This is a genomic window from Streptomyces sp. NPDC046716, assembly GCF_040645755.1.
Classification (GTDB): domain Bacteria; phylum Actinomycetota; class Actinomycetes; order Streptomycetales; family Streptomycetaceae; genus Streptomyces.
Window position 1 is genome coordinate 14,496 of sequence record NZ_JBEYYU010000009.1, and the last position, 20,850, is coordinate 35,345.

Annotated in this window: 20 protein-coding genes; 9 read left to right on the top strand and 11 right to left on the bottom strand. The window is 72.7% G+C overall.

Annotated features, from left to right (window positions below; genetic code table 11):
* Window positions 1-46: 46 nt before the first annotated feature.
* Window positions 47-2,662: a bifunctional acetaldehyde-CoA/alcohol dehydrogenase gene (gene adhE, locus ABZ930_RS09245; protein WP_361544017.1), complete on the top strand. Its 2,616-nt coding sequence runs from the start codon at window positions 47-49 to the stop codon at window positions 2,660-2,662.
* Window positions 2,663-2,743: 81 nt separating this feature from the next.
* Here adhE and ABZ930_RS09250 read toward each other — a convergent pair whose 3' ends face one another.
* Complete coding sequence (locus ABZ930_RS09250; protein WP_361544020.1) at window positions 2,744-3,343, bottom strand: acetate uptake transporter; 600 nt, start codon at window positions 3,341-3,343, stop codon at window positions 2,744-2,746.
* A 138-nt stretch (window positions 3,344-3,481) separates the two neighbouring features.
* On the bottom strand, window positions 3,482-4,531 hold the full coding sequence (locus tag ABZ930_RS09255) for a DUF3533 domain-containing protein (RefSeq protein WP_361544023.1): 1,050 nt from the start codon (window positions 4,529-4,531) through the stop codon (window positions 3,482-3,484).
* Window positions 4,532-4,679: 148 nt separating this feature from the next.
* Here ABZ930_RS09255 and ABZ930_RS09260 point away from each other — a divergent pair, with 148 nt between their 5' ends.
* Complete coding sequence (locus ABZ930_RS09260; protein WP_361544026.1) at window positions 4,680-5,933, top strand: ROK family protein; 1,254 nt, start codon at window positions 4,680-4,682, stop codon at window positions 5,931-5,933.
* Here the strand turns inward: ABZ930_RS09260 and ABZ930_RS09265 are convergent.
* On the bottom strand, window positions 5,921-7,030 hold the full coding sequence (locus ABZ930_RS09265; protein ID WP_361544029.1) for a Gfo/Idh/MocA family oxidoreductase: 1,110 nt from the start codon (window positions 7,028-7,030) through the stop codon (window positions 5,921-5,923). The genes ABZ930_RS09260 and ABZ930_RS09265 overlap by 13 nt on opposite strands.
* A 137-nt stretch (window positions 7,031-7,167) precedes the next feature.
* On the opposite strand from ABZ930_RS09265, the gene ABZ930_RS09270 reads away from it, so the two are divergent.
* Window positions 7,168-8,190: a sugar phosphate isomerase/epimerase gene (locus tag ABZ930_RS09270; protein ID WP_361544032.1), complete on the top strand. Its 1,023-nt coding sequence runs from the start codon at window positions 7,168-7,170 to the stop codon at window positions 8,188-8,190.
* Here ABZ930_RS09270 and ABZ930_RS09275 read toward each other — a convergent pair.
* Window positions 8,177-9,181, bottom strand: a complete 1,005-nt coding sequence (locus ABZ930_RS09275) for an ImpB/MucB/SamB family protein (protein ID WP_361544035.1) — start codon at window positions 9,179-9,181, stop codon at window positions 8,177-8,179. The genes ABZ930_RS09270 and ABZ930_RS09275 overlap by 14 nt on opposite strands.
* A complete protein-coding gene (gene dnaE / locus ABZ930_RS09280; RefSeq protein ID WP_361544038.1) occupies window positions 9,178-12,636 on the bottom strand; it encodes a DNA polymerase III subunit alpha in 3,459 nt (1,152 codons plus the stop codon). Before dnaE ends, ABZ930_RS09275 begins: the two co-directional genes overlap by 4 nt.
* Before the next feature lie 138 nt (window positions 12,637-12,774).
* Here dnaE and ABZ930_RS09285 point away from each other — a divergent pair, with 138 nt between their 5' ends.
* Window positions 12,775-13,242, top strand: coding sequence for a GNAT family N-acetyltransferase (locus ABZ930_RS09285; protein WP_361544041.1), 468 nt, complete (start codon window positions 12,775-12,777; stop codon window positions 13,240-13,242).
* A 171-nt stretch (window positions 13,243-13,413) separates the two neighbouring features.
* Here the strand turns inward: ABZ930_RS09285 and ABZ930_RS09290 are convergent, their stop codons facing one another.
* The gene (locus tag ABZ930_RS09290) at window positions 13,414-13,788 is read right to left on the bottom strand and encodes a cupin domain-containing protein (protein WP_361544044.1); all 375 of its coding nucleotides are present in this window, start codon (window positions 13,786-13,788) and stop codon (window positions 13,414-13,416) included.
* Window positions 13,789-13,877: 89 nt separating this feature from the next.
* On the opposite strand from ABZ930_RS09290, the gene ABZ930_RS09295 reads away from it, so the two are divergent.
* Window positions 13,878-14,324 (top strand): MarR family winged helix-turn-helix transcriptional regulator, encoded by a 447-nt coding sequence (locus ABZ930_RS09295; RefSeq protein ID WP_361544047.1) that lies wholly within the window; start codon window positions 13,878-13,880, stop codon window positions 14,322-14,324.
* Between the two features lie 67 nt (window positions 14,325-14,391).
* On the opposite strand, the gene ABZ930_RS09300 is transcribed toward ABZ930_RS09295, so the two are convergent.
* Window positions 14,392-15,393: a lytic polysaccharide monooxygenase gene (locus ABZ930_RS09300; protein WP_361544050.1), complete on the bottom strand. Its 1,002-nt coding sequence runs from the start codon at window positions 15,391-15,393 to the stop codon at window positions 14,392-14,394.
* A gap of 200 nt (window positions 15,394-15,593) precedes the next feature.
* Between ABZ930_RS09300 and ABZ930_RS09305 the strand changes: the two genes are divergently transcribed.
* The gene (locus tag ABZ930_RS09305) at window positions 15,594-16,067 is read left to right on the top strand and encodes a GNAT family N-acetyltransferase (RefSeq protein ID WP_361544053.1); all 474 of its coding nucleotides are present in this window, start codon (window positions 15,594-15,596) and stop codon (window positions 16,065-16,067) included.
* 16 nt (window positions 16,068-16,083) lie between these two features.
* Here ABZ930_RS09305 and ABZ930_RS09310 read toward each other — a convergent pair whose 3' ends face one another.
* Window positions 16,084-16,221 (bottom strand): hypothetical protein, encoded by a 138-nt coding sequence (locus ABZ930_RS09310; protein ID WP_361544056.1) that lies wholly within the window; start codon window positions 16,219-16,221, stop codon window positions 16,084-16,086.
* Between the two features lie 332 nt (window positions 16,222-16,553).
* On the opposite strand from ABZ930_RS09310, the gene ABZ930_RS09315 reads away from it, so the two are divergent.
* Window positions 16,554-16,853 carry a hypothetical protein gene (locus tag ABZ930_RS09315; protein WP_361544059.1) on the top strand — a complete coding sequence of 100 codons (300 nt, stop codon included), beginning with the start codon at window positions 16,554-16,556 and terminating at the stop codon, window positions 16,851-16,853.
* 52 nt (window positions 16,854-16,905) lie between these two features.
* Window positions 16,906-17,496 (top strand): class I SAM-dependent methyltransferase, encoded by a 591-nt coding sequence (locus ABZ930_RS09320; RefSeq protein WP_361544062.1) that lies wholly within the window; start codon window positions 16,906-16,908, stop codon window positions 17,494-17,496.
* Here the strand turns inward: ABZ930_RS09320 and ABZ930_RS09325 are convergent.
* Both ABZ930_RS09325 and ABZ930_RS09330 read right to left on the bottom strand, forming a co-directional pair.
* Window positions 17,489-17,986, bottom strand: a complete 498-nt coding sequence (locus tag ABZ930_RS09325; protein ID WP_361544065.1) for a DUF402 domain-containing protein — start codon at window positions 17,984-17,986, stop codon at window positions 17,489-17,491. The two genes, ABZ930_RS09320 and ABZ930_RS09325, sit on opposite strands and share 8 nt — an antisense overlap.
* On the bottom strand, window positions 17,964-18,902 hold the full coding sequence (locus ABZ930_RS09330) for a GNAT family N-acetyltransferase (RefSeq protein WP_361544068.1): 939 nt from the start codon (window positions 18,900-18,902) through the stop codon (window positions 17,964-17,966). The genes ABZ930_RS09325 and ABZ930_RS09330 overlap by 23 nt, the downstream gene beginning before the upstream one ends.
* Before the next feature lie 70 nt (window positions 18,903-18,972).
* On the opposite strand from ABZ930_RS09330, the gene ABZ930_RS09335 reads away from it, so the two are divergent.
* The gene (locus ABZ930_RS09335) at window positions 18,973-19,344 is read left to right on the top strand and encodes a GntR family transcriptional regulator (RefSeq protein ID WP_361544071.1); all 372 of its coding nucleotides are present in this window, start codon (window positions 18,973-18,975) and stop codon (window positions 19,342-19,344) included.
* A 363-nt stretch (window positions 19,345-19,707) separates the two neighbouring features.
* Here ABZ930_RS09335 and ABZ930_RS09340 read toward each other — a convergent pair whose 3' ends face one another.
* Entirely contained in the window at window positions 19,708-20,802 is a 1,095-nt protein-coding gene (locus tag ABZ930_RS09340; RefSeq protein ID WP_361544074.1) for a DUF5925 domain-containing protein, read from the bottom strand.
* Window positions 20,803-20,850: the final 48 nt, after the last annotated feature.

Sequence of the window (20,850 nt, forward strand, 5' to 3'; positions counted from 1 at the left end):
GAATCGAACTGTCGAAGAAAAAGGCCGCGAAGAAGGAGACCCTGCCGTGGATGCCAAGGGGATGGTCGACGAACTGGTCACCGGCGCGCTGGAGGCGCTCGCCCGGTTCGAGACGTACGACCAGGAGCAGGTCGACCGCATCGTCAAGAAGGCGTCCCTCGCGGCGCTCAGCCACCACGGCGACCTGGCGAAGAGCGCCGTCGAGGAGACCGGACGCGGGGTCTTCGAGGACAAGGCGGTCAAGAACCTCTTCGCGAGCGAGCACGTCGTGAACTCGATGCGCGGCCTGAAGACCGCCGGTGTCATCTCCCGCGACGAGATCAACGGCGTCACCGAGATCGCCGAACCGGTCGGCGTCATCTGCGCGATGACCCCCGTCACCAACCCGACCTCCACGACGGTCTTCAAGGCGCTGATCGCGCTCAAGACCCGTAACCCGATCGTCTTCGCCTTCCACCCCAGCGCCCAGAAGTCCTCGGCCGAGGCCGCCCGGATCGTGCGCGACGCCGCGATCGGGGCCGGCGCCCCCGAGAACTGCGTGCAGTGGATCGAGCAGCCCTCCATGGAGGCCACCGGCTTCCTGATGAACCACGAGGGCGTCTCCACCATCCTCGCCACCGGCGGCAACGCCATGGTCAGGGCCGCCTACTCGTGCGGCAAGCCGGCCCTCGGCGTCGGCGCGGGCAACGTCCCCGCCTACGTCGCCAAGGACGCCAAACTGGGCCGCGCCATCCACGACATCGTCCTGTCCAAGGCCTTCGACAACGGCATGATCTGCGCCTCCGAGCAGGCCGTGATCCTCGACCAGGAGATCTACGAGGACGGCATCGCCGAGCTGCGCCGCCTCCAGGCCCACGTCCTGACCGCCGCCGAGAAGACCAAGCTGGAGGAGTTCGTCTTCGGCGCGACCGCCTACGGCACCGACTGCGCGGGCGCCAGGCTCAACGCCTCCGTCGTCGGCAAGAGTCCCACGTGGATCGCCGAACAGGCCGGGTTCGAGGTCCCCGCCGACACCTCGGTCCTCGTGGCCGAATGCGCCGAGGTCGGCCCGGCCGAACCCCTCACCCGCGAGAAGCTGTCCCCGATCCTCGCCGCGCTGAAGGCCCGCGACACCGGGCACGGCCTCGAACTCGCCGCGCAGATGGTCGAGTTCAACGGCCTCGGCCACTCGGCCGCCATCCACACCGAGTCCGAGGAACTGGCCGAGGAGTTCGGCCGGCGCGTCAAGGCGATCCGCGTCATCGTCAACGCGCCCTCCACCTTCGGCGGCATCGGCGACGTCTACAACGCCTTCCTCCCGTCGCTGACCCTGGGCTGCGGCAGTTACGGCCACAACTCCGTCTCCAACAACGTCTCGGCGGTCAACCTCGTCAACATCAAGCGGATCGGGCGGCGCAACACCAACATGCAGTGGTACAAGATCCCGCCGAAGATCTACTTCGAGCGCAACGCCGTCAAGTACCTCGGCGAGATGGACGGCGTCAGCCGCGTCAGCCTCGTCACCGACAAGACGATGGGCGCCATCGGCTTCGTCCAGAAGGTCACCGACATACTCGCCTCCCGCCCGCGGCCGGTCACCGTCCAGGTCATCGACACCGTCGAACCCAACCCCGAGCTGGCCACCGTGCGGGCGGGCGCCGCCGCCATGCGGGACTTCCGCCCCGACACGATCATCGCGCTCGGCGGCGGCTCGCCGATGGACGCCGCGAAGATCATGTGGCTGATGTACGAGCACCCGGAGATCGAGTTCGCGGACACCAAGGAGAAGTTCTTCGACATCCGCAAGCGCGCGTACACCTTCCCGCAGCTGGGGGAGAAGGCCAAGCTGGTCGCGATCCCCACCACGTCCGGCACCGGCTCCGAGGTCACCCCCTTCGCCGTCATCTCCGACCCCGAGGCCGCCCAGAAGTACCCCCTCGCCGACTACGCGCTCACCCCGAACGTCGCGATCATCGACCCGATGCTCCCGATGAACCTCCCGCCGACCGTCACCGCCGACTCCGGCTTCGACGCGCTGACCCACGCCACCGAGGCGTACGTCTCCGTCTACGCCAACGACTTCACCGACGGCCAGTGCCTCCAGGCCATCAAGCTCGTCTTCGAGAACCTGGAAGCCTGCGTGACCGACGGCGCCAGGGCCCCCGAGGCGCGCGAGAAGATGCACAACGCCTCCACCATCGCGGGCATGGCCTTCGCCAACGCCTTCCTCGGCCTGGTGCACGCCATGGCGCACACCCTCGGCAACACCTTCCACGTCGCCCACGGCCGCACCAACGCGCTGCTCCTGCCGCACGTCATCCGGCACAACGGCACGGTGTCCTACAAGGCGACCCCGTGGCCCAAGGCCGAGACCTACCGCGCGCCCGAACGCCTCCAGGAGATCGCGAAGATGCTGGGCCTGCCCGCCGCGACCCCGGAAGAGGGCGTCGAGTCGTACGCCAGGGCCGTCGAGGAACTGCGCGACCGCTGCGGCATCCCCGCCTCGTTCGCCGCCGAGGGCGTCGACGAGAGCGCCTTCCTGGAGGCACTGCCCCAGCAGGCCATGAACGCCTACGCCGACCAGTGCGCGCCCGCCAACCCGCGGATGCCGATGATCGACGACATGAAGCGGCTGATGCGGCAGGCGTACTACGGGAACCGGGAGGGCGCGCCCGCCGCGTGACCCGCGTCCCCGCGCAGACGCGCGCCCCGGCACCGTTCGCACGACGGTGCCGGGGCGCGCTTTCCCGTACGCGTACGGGAATCAGGACTCGGCGAGCTCCGGCGGCGTCAGGAAGCGGCCCATCGGCAGCACCGGGCGGCCCCACGTCGAGGCCATCACCTGGCCCGCGAGCAGATACAGCGCCCCGGCCGTCGCGCCGAGGCCGAACCAGCCGGCGACCCGGTTCCAGCCCTCGAGGCCCGTGAAGCCGTTGCAGGTCATCGCCACGAACACCACCAGGACGCAGCTGAAGGTGAGCAGCAGGACCAGGTGGATGCGCCAGCTCGCCAGCCACAGGACGAAGACCACGAAGACCCAGGGGAGCGTGAACAGGCCCATCGCGTCGCCCCGCAGGGACGGTTCGAGCGAGGGCACGATCCACTGGAGCATCAGCGCCTTCGCCATCCAGAACAGGCCGAAGCCGCCGAAGACCGTCGCGTGCCAGGTGTCGCCCCGCTGGGCCTGGAAGAGACCGGCGAGCAACTGGGCCAGACCGCCGATGAAGAAGCCGACCGTGGGGACGTCGGCCGCCGCGAGCCGTTCGGGGAAGATGCCCGCGTCGATGCCGGTGGCGATCATCGTGACGACGATGAAGCCCGTCAGGCCGAGGGGGCCGAGCTGGGCCTGGGCCGTGGGCTCCATGCGTTTGACGGAGCTGGCCTGGGCTGCCGGGCCTGATCGGTGGGGGAGGTTCAATGGGGGCGCCTATTCGTCTGCCGGGTGCGCTTTCGTGTGCGGGTGGCGGTGCGTCGTGGTTGCTCGCGCAGTTCCTCGCGCCCCCTACGGGGCCGCAGGGCTCGGCGCCTCCGAAGAAGCGCGCCTTTTCTCTCGCAGGGTCGACACCAGCAAGGTCACCGCCACGCCCGCCACCGCCCACGCCGACAGCACCAGCAGGGACTTCGTCATGTCGTTGCCGTGGAAGTAGGCGATCGAGCGGGCCGACCAGGTGCCCGCGCCCGGCGGCAGCCAGGGGCCGATCGCCTTCCAGAACGGGGGCAGCATCGGCAGCGGGAAGGCGCCGCCCGCGCTCGGGTTGCCCGCGACGACGACCACCAGGACGGCCAGGCCGATCCCGACGATGCCGGTCAGCTCCTCCAGGGCCAGGGTGAGCGCGCCGACCGCGAAGGTGACGAGCGCGCCGAGCCCGGCCAGGCCCCAGAAGGAGCCGGGCAGCGCGCCCAGGATCGAGTCGCCGATGATGAGCGAGCCGCCGATGCCGCCCGCGATCGCGACCAGCGCCATCGTGCCGAGCCGGATCAGCGCGCGCGGCGGACTGGTGGGCCGGGAGCCTGCGCTGATCGACATGATCGAGGCGCACAGGTAACCGCCGACGCACCAGCCGACGATGAGATAGAACGCCGAGAGGCCGTCGAAATCCCTGGGCGAGGCCGGTGCCACGTCGACCGTGCGCACCGTGCGCTGCTGGGTGGCGTCGATCTCGCCGGCCAGGTTCTCCAGGGCGCTGGCCAGGACGGTGCCGCCGCCGGACGCGACGAGCAGGGTGTCCGTGGTGCCCCGCGCGTTCAGGACCAGCGCGCCGTCGATCTCCCGGTCAAGGATCTGCCGCTTCGCCGTCGCCGCGTCGGCGACCACGCGCGGGTCGAGCGGTGAGCCCTGCAGTTTCGCCAGCTGCTGCTCGGTCTGCTGGGCCACCGCCGCCGTCGGACCGACCACACCGAACGGCACGTCCTTCGGCTTCGGGCTGTGCAGCGCTCCCACGTAGGAGGCGATGAAGAGCAGTTGCAGCGCGAGCACGCCGATGACGAGCACCGCGGCCCGGGGAGTGACGGCGTCCTTGAACTCTCGGGCGAATCGATCGGCGAATCTCATGTCCCCACGGTCGGGCGGGGCACCGTTCCATGCAGTCGGGGTGGACCGAACGAGTGGCCCCGGGGCGTCCGCCGCGTCCGCCCGGCCCTGCCCGCGCGCCCGGGCACGCCATAAGCTCGTCCTCCCGACCCCATGGAGACTGCGCCGTATGACCGAACAGACCCAGACGCTGTCGCTGGTCCTGAGAACCATCAGGAGCGGCCTGGCGGTGACGCGGCCGGAGTTGAGCCGGCACACCGGCCTGGGCCGGACGATCATCCAGCAGCGGGTCGACCACGCGCTCAGGGCCGGGCTGCTCAGCGAGGGCGAGCCCGCGCCGTCGACCGGCGGCAGACCGTCGCGGATCCTGCACATCGCCTCCGGGCGCGGCGCCGTCCTCGGGGTGGTCTTCGGCGCCACACATCTGCACCTCGCCGTGACGGACCTGGACGGTACGCAACTGGCCGACCGGCGCCTGCCCTGGGACGTCGAGGCGGGCCCCGAGGCATCCCTGGAGGCGCTGTTCGCGGCCGCCGCCGAGCTGCTCACCGGAGAGCTGGCGGACCGGCTGTGGGGCGTGTGCGTGGGCGTGCCGGGGCCGGTCGACTTCGCCCGGGGCACCCCCGTCCATCCGCCCATCATGGAGGGCTGGCACGGCTTCCCGCTGCGCGAGCGCCTGGAGGCCCACTTCGCGGTCCCCGCCTGGGTCGACAACGACGCCAACGTGATGGCGCTGGGCGCCTGGAGCCGCGACCGGGTCTCGGCCGGCGACAACGTCCTGCTCGTCAAGGCCGGCACCGGCATCGGCCTCGGCCTGATCTCCCGGGGCCGCCTGCACCGCGGGGCCCGGGGCGCGGCCGGCGACCTGGGCCACACCATCGTCGCGGCCGAGTCCCGCCACCGGTGCCGGTGCGGGAAGTTCGGCTGCCTGGAGGCGCTCGCCGGCGGCTGGGCGCTCGCGCGGGACGCCCGCGCCGCGGCCCTGGCCGGGCGCAGCCCCTTCCTCCAGGAGCGGCTCGACCGGCTGACCGTCACCGAGGTCCTGGACGGCTGTGCGTACGGTGACCCGGTGAGCATCGAGCTGGTCACCCGGGCCGGGGAGCTCGTCGGCTCCCAACTGGCGCTGCTGGTGAGCGTGTTCAACCCGTCGACCGTGTATCTGGCCGGCACGCTGGCGCAGGCCGGTGACGTGTTCCGCGCGCCGGTCGTCGACCAGGTCACCCGGGGCGCCCTCCCGCTGGCCACCGACGAACTCGTCATCACCGAGGCCGACCCCGACCGGGCCGAAGGGGTGGGCGCGGCCCAGCTCGCCATCGAGGAGCTGCTGCACCCCGACATGCTCGGCGAATGGCTGCCGCACGGCAGCCCGCGCGACGCGCACGCCCGCGAGCGGGCGGGTGCCGAGCCGCTCTACCTCTCCTGAGCGGCCGTCTCCTTCACGTCCACCCAGCCGCCGTCCTGCGCCGACGCCACGACCGCCTCGGCGATGTGCGCGGCCCGGACCCCGTCCTCGAAGGTCGGCATCCCCTCGGCCTCCGTACCGCGTACGGCGGCGTGCGCGTCGGCGACGAAGTCGGCGAAGCACTCGTAGTAGCCCTGGGGGTGACCGGCGGGCAGGGCCGCCGAGCGGCCCACCGGCGAGTCGGCGCGGTCGGGGTCGCGCACGACCACCCGCGCGCCGTCGCGGCCGCCGATCCACAGCGACTCGGGGGTCTCCTGGTGGAAGGCGAAGCTGGCGTCCGGCCCGTCGAAGGAGAACGACAGGGCGTTCTTGTAGCCCGCCGACGCCTGGCTGACGACGACCGAGCCCACGGCGCCTGAGTCGGTCCGCAACTGCACGACCGCCCCGTCCTCCGTCGCGACGGGACGCGGGGTGCCGTCGGCCGCCGGGCGGGTCGCGGCGGTCCGCGCGAAGGTCGCCGAGACCTGGGTGATGCGCTGGCCGGTCACGAACTCCGCCAGGTCGCACCAGTGGACGCCGATGTCGCCGAAGGCGCGGGTGGCGCCGCCGTCCGCCGGGTCGACGCGCCAGTTGCCGGTGTCGGGGTCGGCGAGCCAGTCCTGGAGGTAGCTGCCGTGCAGCAGCCACGGCGGCCGCTGCCCCGGCCGGGCGAGCCGCAGCCGGGCCTCGCGCACCGAGGCGTAGTACCGGTACACGAACGGCACCGCGGTCACCAACTCCCGCTCCGTCGCCAGCTCGTGCAGCTCCCGGGCGGTCGCGGCGTCCGTGGCCAGCGGCTTCTCGCAGACGACGGGGACGCCCGCGGTGAGGGCGGCGCGGGCGAACCTGGCGTGCGAGGCGTTGGGCGTGCACACGTGCACGACGTCCACCCCGGCCCGCAGCACGTCCTCCACCGAGTCGAAACCGCGCCCGGCGCCGAACCGCTCGGCCGCGTCGCGGCCCTTCCGCGGGGTGGACCCGACGATCCCCACGACGTCGGCGCCCGCCGCGCGCGCGGACCGGGTGTGCACCGCCCCCATGAAACCCGTTCCGATCACCGCGACACGGAGTTGACTCATGATGCCCTCGTCTTCCTGTCCCCAGGGGGCTTCAGCAAAGCCTCACGCGAACAAAAGGTACGGCCCGGAAGAGATCCTTGGCCGATAGTTTTGTTCAAACTAAGCTAAAGTCGCCAACAGAGCCAAGGAGGCACCCCATGACCCAGCACGCGCCGGCCCGCCGACCGGTCACGCTGTTCACCGGACAATGGGCCGACATGCCCTTCGAGGAGGTCGCCCGGCTGGCGAGCGAGTGGGGGTACGACGGTCTGGAGATCGCGGCCTCGGGCGACCACCTGGACCTGGCCCGCGCCGAGGAGGACCCCGACTACCTCCCCGCCAAGCAGGCCGTCCTCGACCGGTACGGGCTGAAGGTCTGGGCGATCTCCCACCACCTGGGCGGCCAGGCCGTCTGCGACGACCCCATCGACTTCCGCCACCAGGCGATCCTGCGCCCCTCGGTGTGGGGCGACGGCGACGAGGAGGGCGTGCGGCAGCGGGCCGCCGAGGACATGAAGCGCGCCGCCCGCGTGGCCCGCCGCCTCGGCGCCGACACCGTCGTCGGCTTCACCGGATCGAAGATCTGGAAGTACGTCGCCATGTTCCCGCCGGTCCCGCAGTCCGTCATCGACGACGGCTACGAGGACTTCGCCCGGCGCTGGAACCCGATCCTGGACGTCTTCGACGCCGAGGGCGTGCGCTTCGCCCACGAGGTCCACCCCTCAGAGATCGCCTACGACCACTGGACCAGCGTGCGGACCCTGGAGGCCATCGGCCGGCGGCCCGCCTTCGGCTTCAACTGGGACCCCTCGCACATGCTCTGGCAGGGCGTCGACACCGTCGGCTTCATCACCGACTTCGCCGACCGCATCTACCACGTCGACTGCAAGGACACCCGGGTCCGCCCGCAGACCGGCCGGTCCGGCATCCTCGGCTCCCACCTGCCGTGGGGCGACCCGCGCCGCCGCTGGGACTTCGTCTCCGTGGGCCACGGCGACGTGCCCTGGGAGGACGCCTTCCGGGCCCTCGCCGCGATCGGCTACGACGGGCCGATCTCCGTCGAGTGGGAGGACGCCGGCATGGACCGCCTGCACGGCGCGGCCGAGGCCGTCGAGCGCATCAAGGCCGCGCTGTGGCCGCTGCCCGAGGCCTCCTTCGACGCTGCGTTCAGCAACCAGTGACCGACGGCCCGGCCCCCGCGAGGGTGCCCGGCCGCACCGCGCCGGGACCGAAGCGGCGGCGGGCCCTGTCCGCGGCGGCCTCCACGGCGCGGGCCCGGTCGGCCCCCGGGTCGAGCGAGAGCTGACGGTGCGCCGCACCGGCCGGGCGGAGGTCGTCGGCGCGGACGGTGAAGGCGCGCACGCGCGCGCGTTGCAGCCCGAGACCGGCCAGCAGCGCGAGCGCGGTCCCGGCGAGGGCCGGTGAGTGGCCGGTGGACTCCGGCAGGGCGCGGGTGCGCGTGGTGGAGCTGCGGTCCGCGTACCGCACGGTGAGGGTGAGCCGTCCGGCGGCCTGCCCCCGGCCGCGCAGCCGCTGACCGAGCAGATCGGCGAGGCCCAGGACGGCGCGGTGCTGCTCGGCCGGGTCGAGACAGTCGCGGTCCAGGACGTGATCGACGCTCAGCTGCTCGGCGGGCTCGGCCGCGACGACCGGGCGCGGGTCGTGGCCGCGGGCGCGCTCGGCCAGCAGCCGTGCCTGCGCGGTCCCGAGGAGGCGTTGCAGGGTCGCGGGCGGCAGCTCCGCGATCTGCCCGATGGTGTGCAGGCCGTACGTGCCGAGCGTCGCCGCCGTGCTGCGGCCGATGCCGGGCAGGGCGGCTGCCGGACGCGGCGCGAGCCACTGGGCGGCCCGCTCGGCGGGCACCCAGGTGGTGGCTCCCGGAGCGGAGGCGTCGGCCGCCATCGCCGCCAGCATCCGGTTGCCCGCGAGCCCGGCGCTGCTCTCGATGCCGTAGAGGGCCTTCAGTCGCATCATCGCCATCTGGACCGCGTCGTAGGGGGACATGTCGAAGTAGCGGAGCGCCGACGTCAGGTCCAGCTGGACGGCGTCGGGCGGGACGGCCTGGACGTGCGGCGTGATGCCGGACATCAGTTCGATTATTTTTTCGAACTGCTCCTCGGTCAGCCGCGCATGCAGGTGGAGATGGGCGATGTGCCGCCGTCGTGTGGTCATCCCGCGCTCCCCGGACTCCTGTGGCCGAACTTCTTCAGATCCGCCGACCGGCTGCCCGCGGGCTGCAGATCGGCGTACGGGTGCAGACGGGCGCCCGTGGTGCCGTTGGCGAGGGTGCGGCGCGGCTGGGCGGGCGTCGGATGCGGACGGTCGGCGCCGAGCAGGGCGAGCGCGGCCTCGGGGCCGTCGTCCCGGCGGGCCGCGGCGATCTCGTCCAGGTCCCAGGCCATGGTGCCGACCACGGTGCGGCGGGTGCCGCGCACCTGGACCGTGCCGCGCACCAGGAGCAGCCCGCTGTGGAAGACGGTGTGCGCGCAGGCCGGGTGGGAGTCCTCGAAGAACGCCAGGTCGACCAGTCCCGCGCCGTCCTCCAGGGTGACGAAGATGATCCGCTTGCCGCTGGCGATCGGCGGCGTCTGGGTGGAGGCCCGGACCCCGGCGACGAGCACCTGCTGCCCGGCGCGCAGACCGGCCAGATGCGCCGCGTCGGTCGCCCCGATCTCCCGCAGCAGCCGGTGGTGATGCTCCATCAGATGCTTGGAGACGTCGAGGCCGAGGGTGTTCAGCTCGGCGCTCATGGTCTCCCGGGACGTCAGGTCCGGCAGCCCGCTGGGGTCCTGGCCGCCCACCGCGCCGGTGTCGAAGGGGAGCTGGCCCTCGCCCGCGGACCGGGTACGGGACTGCCGGTGCAGTTCGGCGATTTGCAGGAGCAGGTCGCGGCGGGTGAGCCGGCCGTCGTGCAGCGGGCCCAGGGCGCCGATCTCGGCGAGCCGCTCGGCGGTCGGCCGGCTCGGGCGGCCCCGCTGCCAGAAGTCCGACAGCGAACCGTAGGGCTGCCCCTCCTCGATCCGGGCGGCCTCCTCCTCGCTGATGCCGCGCACCTCGGACAGCGCGAGCCGCACCCCCCACCGCTCCCCGTCGGCCTCCTCGACGACGTGCCGCACGCGCGAGCGGTTGATGTCGACCGGCAGCACCGGCACACCGCCCCGGCGGGCGTCGGCGACCAGGACCCGCTTGGGCCACATGCCGGGATCGTGTTCGAGCAGCCCCGCCAGCAGATACGCGGGGAAGTGCGCCTTGAGCCAGGCGCTCTGCAGGGCGGGCACGGCGAACGCGACCGCGTGCGCCCGGCAGAAGCCGTAGGCGCCGAACGCCTCGACGGTCCTCCAGACCTCCTCGCGGACCTCTGCGCTGTAGCCGCGCGCCCGCGCCGTGCGGTGGAACCAGTCCCGGATCCGGGGCAGCCGCTCCTTGTCCCCGAGCGCGCGCCGGGCGATCTCCGCCATGGCACGGTCGCAGCCCGTCAGCACCGACAGGGTCTCGATGATCTGCTCGTGCCAGATCGTCACGCCGTAGGTGTCCGCGAGCACGGGCTCCAGATCCGGGTGGGCGTACTCGGGGGTGCCGCCGTGCCGGGCGGCGATGTACCGCTCGGGCATCCCGCCGGCGACCGGCCCGGGCCGGAAGAGGCTGATGTCGGCGATGACGTCCTGCGGATCGCGGGGCTGGAGCCGCGACAGCAGGTCCTGCTGGCCGGGGGACTCCAGCTGGAACAGGCCCAGGGTCCGGCTCTCCTGGATGAGCTTGAACGCGAACACGTCGTCGAGCGGCACCTGCTCCTGGTCGTCCAGGTCGACGCGGTCGCCGGTGGTCCGCTCGATCTCCGCGACGGCGTGGGCCATCGCGGACTGCATTCGCACGCCCAGGACGTCCAGCTTGATGTTGCCCAGCGCCTCGATCTCCTCCTTCGCCGCCATCGCCATGGGGTAGTCGCCCTGCGGCGTCGGCTGCACCGGCAGCCGGTCCAGGAGCGTCGCGTCGCTGATGACCACACCGCAGGGGTGCATGGCCATGCCGTGGACCAGGGAGTCGAGCCCCTCGGCCAGCTCCCACAGCGGCCCGTACCGGTGCGCCTCGGCCGCGAGCCCGCGCAGTTCCGGCAGTTCGGCGAGGGCGCCGGTGATGTCGGACGCGCGCAGGTGCGGGAAGCTCTTGGCGATCCTGTCGACCTCCGCCGGTTCGATGCCCAGGGCGAGCCCGACGTCGCGCAGTGCCCGGCGCGCCCGGTAGGTCTCCGGCATCGCGGTGACCGCCACCCGCTCCTTCCCGAACCGCTCGAAGATCACGTCGTAGCACTCCAGGCGCCGCGCGGACTCCACGTCGAGGTCGATGTCCGGCAGCGAGGCCCGGCGCACGCTCAGGAAACGTTCGAACAGCAGCCGGTGCTCCAGCGGATTGGCCGTGGCGATCCCCAGCGCGTGACAGACCATCGAACCGGCGCCCGAGCCGCGCGCGGCGACCCGGATCCCCTTCGCGCGGATGTCGGCCACGACCTGCCCGATGGCGAGGAAGTACGCGTCGTAGTCCAGCCGCGAGATCACGGCGAGCTCCTCGTCCAGACGCTTCAGGGCGGCCGGGTCGCGCTCCAGACCGCGCCGGGCCAGACCGGCCTCGGACCGCTCGCGCAGCAGCCGGGCCGCGCCGCCGTTCCGGGGCGAGGCACCGAACAGCTCGGGCTCCGGGAGCTTGCGGGAGCGCAGGCCGAGGTCGGCCGCGGGGTCCACCGTGCAGGCCGCCGCGGTGGCCGCGGTGTCCGCCAGCAGCCGCTCGGCCCGCCGGGGTCCGTCCCCGGCGCACTCGGCGATCATGCGCGCGACGCCCGCCATGGCCGCCTCGTCCTTGAGCCAGCGCTGTCCGCTGTCGAGACGGCGCCGGTCGACGGGGCGCAGCAGCCGCGCGGCGTCCAGCACATCGGCGATGCGGTGCTGGCCGGGGTCGGCGTAGCGCACCGCGTTGGTGAGGACGGCCGTGGTGCCGGTGCGGTCGGCCAGGGTCAGGGTGCGGGCGGCCAGGCGCAGGGATCCCGCATCCGTGCTGAAACGTTTCTGCGCTACCGCCTCCAGTCGCACTCCCCGCCCGAAGACCTCCCGCCACGGGGCCAGGAGCTTCCGCGCGACGTCCTCCCGGCCCACGGTCAGCGCCCGGACCGGCTCGGAGAGGGGGCCGAGCAGCACCGTCAGGCCGGGGCCGCCGTGCTCACGCAGCGCCTCCCACGGCACGACCGGCATCCCCGACGGGGTGGTCGCGGCGCGGGCGTGGGCGGCCGACGTGATCCGGCACAGCCGGGCCCAGCCGGCCCGGTCCTCCGCCAGCAGGACGACCCGCAGCGGCGGCTCGAGCACGTGCGCGCCGCCGCGGGCCGGTGTGCGGCGGCGCTGTGCGGGGGGCGGGGGCGCGAGCGCCTCCACGGCGAGGTCGATCCCGAAGACCGGCCGGATCCCCTCCGCGGCGCACGCCTCCGCGAATCGAACAGCGCCGGTGACCGTGTCCCGGTCGGTCAGCGCCAGCGCCGACATGCCGCGCTGCGCCGCCTGGTGTGCCAGCTGCTCGGGGTGGGAGGCGCCGTAGCGCATCGAATAGCCGGATGCGACATGCAGGTGAGCGAAGCCCGTCATGTCACACCTCCATCGCTTCGCCCCCTTTGCCGCTTCTGTCCGACGCTTCAATCGTACTCGCGTTCGATAACTTCGGTCACTCTAGCTCAGTGTTCGAACATTTGATCGCATCCGAGAGGGGAACCTAAGGTGGCTCCCATGGCGAGCGACCTGCGACTCCGCGACATCACCCCCGGCAATCTCGACGCCGCTCTCGGTGTGCGGGTGCGGCCGGACCAGGAGCATCTGGTGGCGCCGGTGGTGAAGTCGCTGGCCGAGGCGTACGTGCATCCCGGCGTGGCCTGGCCCCGGCTGATCGTCGACGGGGAGCGGACCGTCGGGTTCCTGATGGCCTTCTTCGACGTCGACTGGACCGGCGACGGCGCCGACCACCGCTCGGGCCTGTGGCGGCTGAACATCGCGGAGGGCGAGCAGGGCCGGGGCTACGGTCGCTTCGCCGTCGAGGCCGTGGCCGCCGAGATGCGCCGCCGCGGCGGCACCCGCCTGTTCGTCACCTGGCACCCCGGCCCGGACGGCCCCGAGGACTTCTACCTCGGCCTCGGCTTCCGGCCGACCGGGGAGGCCAGTGACGGCGAGACGGTCGGCGAACTCGTACTGAGGGGCTAGGGCCTGTCTTCACACTCCCCTCTGCCCCGCGACGCCTGGCACGTCCTCTCGCCGCACCGGGCACAAGGCCGAGTACGTCCAGTACGAGGCCCTGCACCCGGCACGACGAGAGCACGCACCAGACGCCGCAGGGCCGCCCTTCGGGCGACGAGGGGAGTGTGAAGACAGGCCCTAGTGCGCCCAGGGCGGCGTGATCCGTGTCCCGTCTGCCAGTTCCGCCTCCAGGCCCACCGATGTCGTCACCCATGTCGTCGCCGTGGTGTCCGTGGGGTTCTCCACCGCGAGCGTCGCGCCCGCGTTCACGATCACCGCGTCACCGGCGACGACGGTGTGGATCTCGCCGTCGAGGGTCAGTCGCAGCGTCCCCGCGAGCAGATACAGCACCTCCTCGTGGGTCACCGTGTGGGCCGGCGCCCGGGTGCCGGCCGGTATCTCGCCCCGCCAGGCCGCCAGGTGTTCGCTGCCGGTGCGGGGGGTGGCGTACGAAACGAAGCGGGCGCCGTGCAGTTCGTGGACGACGGCCTCCGACGCGCGGACTACGGGCATGTCTCCTCCTCATGTAGTCAAGCAGCTTGACTATCCGGCTATATGGTCAGGCTGCTTGACCATCTCGTCAAGGGTGTTTCAATGCGAGGGTGCAGAAGACCGAAGCCCTCGCCCTGCCCGCCGCCCTGATCGCCGCCGCGGGCGACCTGACGCAACGCCTGCACGAGGGCGTCGTCGCCAGAGGGTTCGACGGGCTGCGCCCCGTGCACGGCTTCGCGTTCTCGCGGCTGTCCGCGGGGGACGCCACCGCCACCGAACTCGCCGCCCATCTCGGCGTGACCAAACAGGCCGCGAGTCAGCTCGTCGACGAGATGGTGCGCAAGGGGTACGTGGAGCGGCGGCCGCACCCCCAGGACGCGCGGGCCCGCCTCCTGGTGCTCACCGAGCGCGGCCGGGCCTGCACCCGGGCCGCCGAGGAGGCCGCCGGGGAGGCCGTGCTGCCCTGGGTGGAGCGGTTCGGCGAGGAGCAGGTGCGGGCGCTGACCGCTCAGTTGCTGGCCATCGCGCCGGGCGGTCCGGTCAGGCCGATCTGGTGATGTGGGACGGCACGCCGACGCCCCGGCAGGCTGCCAGGCCTGCCGGGGCGTACGGAAAAGGGGAGGGTCAGCGGCCGTGCCGCCCGCCGCCCGCCACCGCGCGACGCCGCACCGAGGCGAACAGGCCCGCCGCGCCGATCGTCAGGGCGGCGGCGCCGCCGATCGCGATGTACGAGGTGGACGCGTCGCCACCGGTCTCCGCGAGCCGCTCCGAACTGCCGTCGGTGGACGGGGTGTTGCCGTCGGTCGACGCCGCGGCCGCCTCCGTCGAGGGGGACGCCGAACCGTGGTCCTCGTGCGAGGTGGCGGTGTCGTCGTCACCCATGTCCATACCGCTGTGGTCCACCGTCGACTTGTCGGCGTCCTCGGCGATCTGCTCGTCGGAGGGGGCGGAGGCCGCCGGGGCCGCCGCCGCGCCCGTGGACCCGGAACTGCCGCCGTACGTCACGTCCGAGCAGGAGTAGAACGCCTCCGGGCTGTCCGAGCGCTGCCAGATGCCGTAGACCAGCTGGCGGCCCGTGCGCTCGGGCAGCGTGCCGGAGAACGTGTAGTAGCCGCCCTCGGCCGTCGGGTCCGTCTTCGTCGCGACCGGGTGTTCCAGGTCCAGGTCGGACCAGGCCAGCGGCTTCGACGCGTCGTAACCCTGCTTCGTCACATAGAGGTTGAAGGTGCCCTTGTGCTGGGCGGTCACCTTGTACTTGAAGGTGTACGAGCCCGCCGAGACCTTCGTCGCGGGCCAGTCGTCCCGCGCCAGGTCCATGCCCTTGAACTCCTCGGAGTTCGCCGAACACAGCTTGCCGTCGGGGATCTTCGCCTGGTGCTGCCCGCCCGCGTCGCCGATCCGGATGCCGTTCCAGTCGTAGAGGGCCTGCGAACCGCCCGCCGCGACCGCCGCCTTGCACGCGGCGGAGGTGGGGTTCTCGGCGCCCTCCGCGTAGCAGGCCGCGACCCGGCTGACCGGGTCGCCGAGCGTGCCGTGCGCGGCGGCGGGCGTCGCGGAGAAGGCGGCCAGGGCGGTGGCGCCCGAGGCGACGGCGGTGAGCGCGGTCAGCTTGCGGCGTGTGGGCATGGGGGCTCCTCGGTCTTGTCCGACGTGGGGGTGTGCCAAGGAAGTTAGCCCGCGAAACCGGCCCGATCGGCCCTTCCGAGGGCGCCGGGACGATCTTTATGGCCCCCTTAAGGCCGGGCTCAGCCGGGGATCAGAAACAGCGCGGCCCCGCCGGGAACCCGCTGGTGCGGGGGGCGGGGCAGTGGCGTAGACAAGGAGACATGAACGAAGAAGCACGCAAGGCGGATCCGGGGCTCCGCGTCCGCCCGGCCGTCGCCGCCGACGTACCCGCGGTCAAGGCCGTCACCGACGCCGCGTACCGCCCCTACATCGCCCGCATCGGCCTCGCCCCGCAGCCGATGGAGGCCGACCACGCGGCGAACGTCGCGGCGGGCCTGGTGCACGTCATCGGGGACCCGGACGTCATCGGGCTCGTGGTGGTGGAGGCCAGGGCCGGTCATCTGTTCCTGGACAGCATCGCGGTCCACCCCGACGCCCACGGGCGAGGAGTGGGCCGCCGCCTGCTCGGCTTCGTCGACGAGCACGCGCGCGCCCTCGGTCTGCCCGAAGTCCGGCTCTACACGCACGCGTTGATGCGGGAGAACCAGGAGATCTATCCGCGCTACGGATACGAGGTCATGGAGCGCCGCGTCGACGGGCCCTACGACCGCATTCACTACCGCAAGCGGCTCTGAGCGTCATCGGCCGGGCCTACTCGTCCGGCCACCACGTCTTGCGCACGTCCTTGCGCACTTCGGGCCGCTCCCGCTGCCGTTCGACAGCCTCTTCCCGCAGTCGGCGGGCGATGGCGCTCTGCCCGACGGGCTTGTGCATGGTCACTCGGCGCATGGGTGCCTCCTGTACCTACACGGTCTCCAACGTGGTGCCGTTGTAGACCTGTTCCCGGAGCGTCGCTCATCGAAGCGCATTTGTCAGTGGCGGTTGTCACGGAAGGAGCGGGCGGGCGCCCCCTGGCGGCAGTCCCTGGGCAGCTCCGTTGTCAGTGCCGCGTGGTCTGATGCGGGACATGAGCGAGATACCCGTGAGCACGGCCCCTCCCGCCCCGGAGCCCTGGGGGCGCATCGAGGCATGGCTGAGCGCACACGCGCCTGTGACGTACGCCACGCTGCGGCCCGGCGTCGGGCCCGGGCGCGTTCGCCTTTCCCGGCGCCGATCAGCCCATGTCGCTCGCGGAGCTGCTCGACGGGGCCCGGATGTGTCTCGACCTCTGGGACGACGGCAGCGAGGACGGCGAGGACGGACTGCTCGACGGCGACTTCTTCAGTGGCGCGGGCACCCGTTTCGCGGACCGCTGGTCCTCGTACACGGAGCTGCTGACCGAGGTCGCCGACGCGCTGGAGAACGGCACACCGGTGGGAGCGTCCCTGCGGTACGTGGGCGTGCCCTTCGCCGGTGAACTCGTGTGGGAGCCCGCGCCGCAGCCCGCGCCCGGGGCGAAGAGGTGGCCGGACCGCAGGTGACCCGGGACGACGCCGACCTGAAGGACACGACCACGGACACGAAGGAGCACGCGTGAGCACGAGCGGTACGTGGGACGACGCGGCGGCCACGTTCGACGACGAGCCGGACCACGGGCTGCGGGACCCCGTCGTGCGGGCGGCCTGGGCGGCCCGCCTCGACGACTGGCTGCCCGCTTCGGCGTCCGCGGTGCTCGACCTCGGCTGCGGCACCGGCAGCCTCTCGCTGCTCGCGGCCGAGCGGGGCCACCGGGTCACGGGGATCGACAGCGCCCCGCGCATGCTGGAGCGGGCCCGGCGCAAACTGGCGGACCGGGAAGCCGAGTTCCACCTCGGGAGCGCGGCGGAGCCGCCGGTGCGGCCGGGCGCCTACGACGTGGTGCTCGTCCGGCACGTGCTGTGGACGCTGCCCGGCCCCGAGGACGTCCTGCGGCACTGGCTGACCCTGCTGCGGCCCGCGGGACGGCTGGTGCTGATCGAGGGGGTGTGGGGCGAGCTGAACCCGGTGGGCATCCCGGCGCACCGGATCCTGGACACCCTCGCACCGCTCGTCCGCGAGGTGCGGCACACCCCCCTGTCGCAGGATGCGCGACTGTGGGGCGGGCCGGTGCGCGACGAGCGGTACGCGGTGGTCGCCCTCAGCTGAGCAGCGCGGGGAACGCGCCCTGGCGGGCGAGGAGTTCGAGAGCGTCGAGCGCCCGGGTCGCCTCCCGCGCGGCGGCCGGGTCCCGCTCGGCGAGACCGCTGTCGGCGAACTCGTCCTCGTCCAGCCGGATCACCTCGGAGCCGTCCGCCGAGACCCACAGGTCCAGATCGAGGTCCTCGGAGAGGAGATCGCCGTCCTCGCCGCGGACCACCGGGCGGGCGATGTCGCAGTACCAGCCCTTCAGGACGCCGTCGCCGGTCCGCACCTCCTTGACCGCGTACCAGCGGTCCCGCCAGTAGTGCTCGGTGAGGACGTCGCCGGGCACGAACCGCACGAAGCCGAAGTCCCGTACGCCGTCGGTGGCCCAGTCGGCGCGGACCACCGCGTGCGTGCCGTCGTCGCGCAGCAGCGCCGCCGGGTACCTGATCTTCGTCCGCCCGGCCTTGACCAGGCGCACGTGCACCACCTCAGGCGTCGAAGGTGCGGACATGGCGGATCTCCTTCGCGTCGAACGTGTAGCCGAACCAGGTGTTGATCGCGAGCATCGGCTCGTTTCCGGCGTCGTTGCCCGTGTACGCCACCGTGATCCCGGCCTCCCGGGCACGGTGCAGCGAGTCGTTCTTGACCAGCTTGGCGAGGCCCCGGCCGCGGTGGTCGCGGGCCGTGCCGGTCATGCCCGACGAGTAGCGGCCGTCGCCGTCGGTGTGGGCGAGGGTGAACGCGGCGGGCCGGCCGTCCACCACGGCGACCGACGTCAGCCCGTGGTCGAGCAGCGGATGGTGCCAGACGTCCGCCAGCCACTGCTCGTAGTCGGTGAGTTCGGTGGCGATGTCACTCGGCTCGTCGGCCGCCGTCTCCGCGTCGAGGGCGAACAGGGGGCGCGGATCCGCCGCGAAGTCGGCGGCGGTGCGCAGCTCCACGCCGGGCGGGACCGGGCCGCGGGGCGGCAGCGCGTCGGCGGGGGTGAGGTCCAAGCGCAGGAAGTGGGCGCTGCGGCTGGGCCGGTAGCCGCGCGCCGCCGCCCACGCCAGATTGCGGTCGCCGTCGAGCGCCCAGCAGAACACCTCGCGGGCGCCGTGCCGCGCGAGATGCTCCTCGGCCGTGCGCAGGATCAGGCTGCCCGCGCCCCGGTTCTCGTGGTCCGGGTGGACGTAGACGTTCGCGTAGCCCTGGCCCGGCCGCGGGCTGTCGTGCGCGATGCCGACCTGCGCCGTGCCGATCACCGTTCCGTCGTCCGCCACCGCGATCAGCTGGCGGTAGTGGGCGTCGGGATGGGTGCGGGCCGCTTGATGCGCGATGGAGTCGGGGGTCGCGAGCATCGCCGGCACGCAGGCGCGGCGGACCCGGGCGAATCCTTCCGCGTCGGACGGGGAATCGGGCCGCAGGGTACGGACGATCAAGGTCATGGCGTGGCACGCTACGCGCCGGTCGTGCCCGGGTGCCTCTCATTTTCCGGGCCTGCGGGAGAATCGGGCCGTGACCCTGAAGATCCGGATTGACGACAGCGCGGCCCCCTACGAGCAGGTGCGGGCGCAGATCTCCGAGCAGGCCCGGGGCGGGACGCTGCCCGTCGGGTACAAGTTGCCCACGGTGCGGGGGCTCGCCGAGGAGTTGGGGCTTGCCGCCAATACCGTGGCCAAGGCGTATCGGGCGCTGGAGGCGGACGGGGTGATCGAGACGCGGGGGCGCAACGGCACGTTCGTCGCTTCCGCTCGGGATGCGGCTTCTCGGGAGGCGGCCGGTGCCGCGCAGGTCTACGCCGAGCGCGTCCGTCGGCTCGGCCTCTCGGAGGACGCCGCGCTTGCTGCTGCCCGGGATGCGGTGCGGGCCGCTTATTCCGCCGGCTGACGGCTGGTTGGGCTGGCCGTTCGGCTGCGGCCCGGTGGCCTCTTCTCGCGCAGTTCCCCGCGCGCCTCTCGTCGTGGCTGGTCGCGCAGTTCCCCGCGCCCCTGAGATGCGCACTTCGTGCGCCATCTCATCCAGAGAGGCGCACCCCGTGCGGCACCTCGGCAGAGAGGCGCGGCGAAGCCGCAGCCTCTGAAGGGAAGGCGGCGCGAAGCGCCTGCCTCAGGGGCGCGGGGAACTGCGCGAGAAGAGGCCACCGGGCCGCGGGTGACGAACGACCCAGGGGCGCGGGGAACTGCGCGACCAGCCACGACGGAACCGGGACCCGACCGCGCACCCTACGCAGCCGGCACCCCACCGCGCCCCCTACAAATACAGCCCCGCATCGGCCCCGCCCCGCTGATCCGGCACCGAAGTCGGAGAGATGCCGCGGCGGAGGGCGTAGAGCTCCGCCAGAGTCGAGCCCTCGCGCCCGACCCCCTCCTCGGTGCCGAGCCACGCCACCGACTCACGATGCGTCATCGGGCCCACCTCGATCCGGGCGAGACAGCGGCCGGGCCGGACCACGGCGGGATGCAGCCGCTCCAGGTCCTCGTTGGTGGTCACGCCCACCAGAACGTTCCTGCCCTGCCCGAGCAGCCCGTCCGTGAGGTTCAGCAGCCGGGACAGCGCCTGCCCGGCGGTGTGCTTCGCCTCGCCCCGGATCAGCTCGTCGCAGTCCTCGAGCAGAAGCAGCCGCCAACGCCCCTTCGCCGTACCGTCGTCCTCGCCGATCGCGATGTCCATGAGATAGCCGACGTCGGAGAAGAGCCGCTCCGGGTCCAGGACGCAGTCCACCTGGCACCAGTCCCGCCACGACCGGGCCAGCGTCCGCAGCGCCGAGGTCTTGCCCGTGCCGGGCGGCCCGTGGAGCAGCAGCAGCCGGCCCGCGATGTCCTCGGGCCGCGTCTTCATGAGGCCGTCCATCGCCTCGGCGACCGGCGCCGTGTAGTTGGGACGGACCTCCTCCCACGTACCCGCCGAGATCTGCCGGGTCGTGCGGTGCGGTCCGCGCCGCGGCGAGACGTACCAGAACCCCATCGTCACGTTCTCCGGCTGGGGTTCGGGCTCGTCGGCGGCGCCGTCCGTGGCCTGCCCGAGGATCTTCGCCGCCAGCTCGGTGGTGGTCGCCGTGACCGTGACGTCGGCGCCCCGGTTCCACCGGGAGATCAGCAGCGTCCAGCCGTCCCCCTCGGCGAGCGTCGCACTGCGGTCGTCGTCGCGCGCGGAGCGCAGGATGCGGGCGTCCGGCGGCAGCAGCGTGGCGCCGGACCGGACCCGGTCGATGTTGACCGCGTGCGAGTGCGGCTGCTCGCCCGTGGCGAAGCGGCCGAGGAACAGCGCGTCGACGACATCGGAGGGCGAGTCGCTGTCGTCGACGCCCAACCGGACCGGCAGCGCGTCGAATGGGTTCGCAGACATGCCGCCATGATCCGGCAAGCGGAGGCCGGACGCACGGTATTTCCGCAG

What these genes read in the sequence shown, in the direction of transcription:
- ABZ930_RS09260 (WP_361544026.1), top strand. Translation starts at nt 4,680, where the DNA reads ATGACCGAACAGACCCAGACGCTGTCGCTGGTCCTGAGAACCATCAGG.
- ABZ930_RS09325 (WP_361544065.1), bottom strand. Translation starts at nt 17,986, where the DNA reads ATGTCCGCACCTTCGACGCCTGAGGTGGTGCACGTGCGCCTGGTCAAG.
- ABZ930_RS09310 (WP_361544056.1), bottom strand. Translation starts at nt 16,221, where the DNA reads ATGCGCCGAGTGACCATGCACAAGCCCGTCGGGCAGAGCGCCATCGCC.
- ABZ930_RS09330 (WP_361544068.1), bottom strand. Translation starts at nt 18,902, where the DNA reads ATGACCTTGATCGTCCGTACCCTGCGGCCCGATTCCCCGTCCGACGCG.
- ABZ930_RS09265 (WP_361544029.1), bottom strand. Translation starts at nt 7,030, where the DNA reads ATGAGTCAACTCCGTGTCGCGGTGATCGGAACGGGTTTCATGGGGGCG.
- ABZ930_RS09285 (WP_361544041.1), top strand. Translation starts at nt 12,775, where the DNA reads ATGGCGAGCGACCTGCGACTCCGCGACATCACCCCCGGCAATCTCGAC.
- ABZ930_RS09275 (WP_361544035.1), bottom strand. Translation starts at nt 9,181, where the DNA reads ATGACCACACGACGGCGGCACATCGCCCATCTCCACCTGCATGCGCGG.
- ABZ930_RS09290 (WP_361544044.1), bottom strand. Translation starts at nt 13,788, where the DNA reads ATGCCCGTAGTCCGCGCGTCGGAGGCCGTCGTCCACGAACTGCACGGC.
- ABZ930_RS09315 (WP_361544059.1), top strand. Translation starts at nt 16,554, where the DNA reads ATGTCGCTCGCGGAGCTGCTCGACGGGGCCCGGATGTGTCTCGACCTC.
- dnaE (WP_361544038.1), bottom strand. Translation starts at nt 12,636, where the DNA reads ATGACGGGCTTCGCTCACCTGCATGTCGCATCCGGCTATTCGATGCGC.
- ABZ930_RS09300 (WP_361544050.1), bottom strand. Translation starts at nt 15,393, where the DNA reads ATGCCCACACGCCGCAAGCTGACCGCGCTCACCGCCGTCGCCTCGGGC.
- ABZ930_RS09305 (WP_361544053.1), top strand. Translation starts at nt 15,594, where the DNA reads ATGAACGAAGAAGCACGCAAGGCGGATCCGGGGCTCCGCGTCCGCCCG.
- ABZ930_RS09255 (WP_361544023.1), bottom strand. Translation starts at nt 4,531, where the DNA reads ATGAGATTCGCCGATCGATTCGCCCGAGAGTTCAAGGACGCCGTCACT.
- ABZ930_RS09250 (WP_361544020.1), bottom strand. Translation starts at nt 3,343, where the DNA reads ATGGAGCCCACGGCCCAGGCCCAGCTCGGCCCCCTCGGCCTGACGGGC.
- ABZ930_RS09270 (WP_361544032.1), top strand. Translation starts at nt 7,168, where the DNA reads ATGACCCAGCACGCGCCGGCCCGCCGACCGGTCACGCTGTTCACCGGA.
- ABZ930_RS09340 (WP_361544074.1), bottom strand. Translation starts at nt 20,802, where the DNA reads ATGTCTGCGAACCCATTCGACGCGCTGCCGGTCCGGTTGGGCGTCGAC.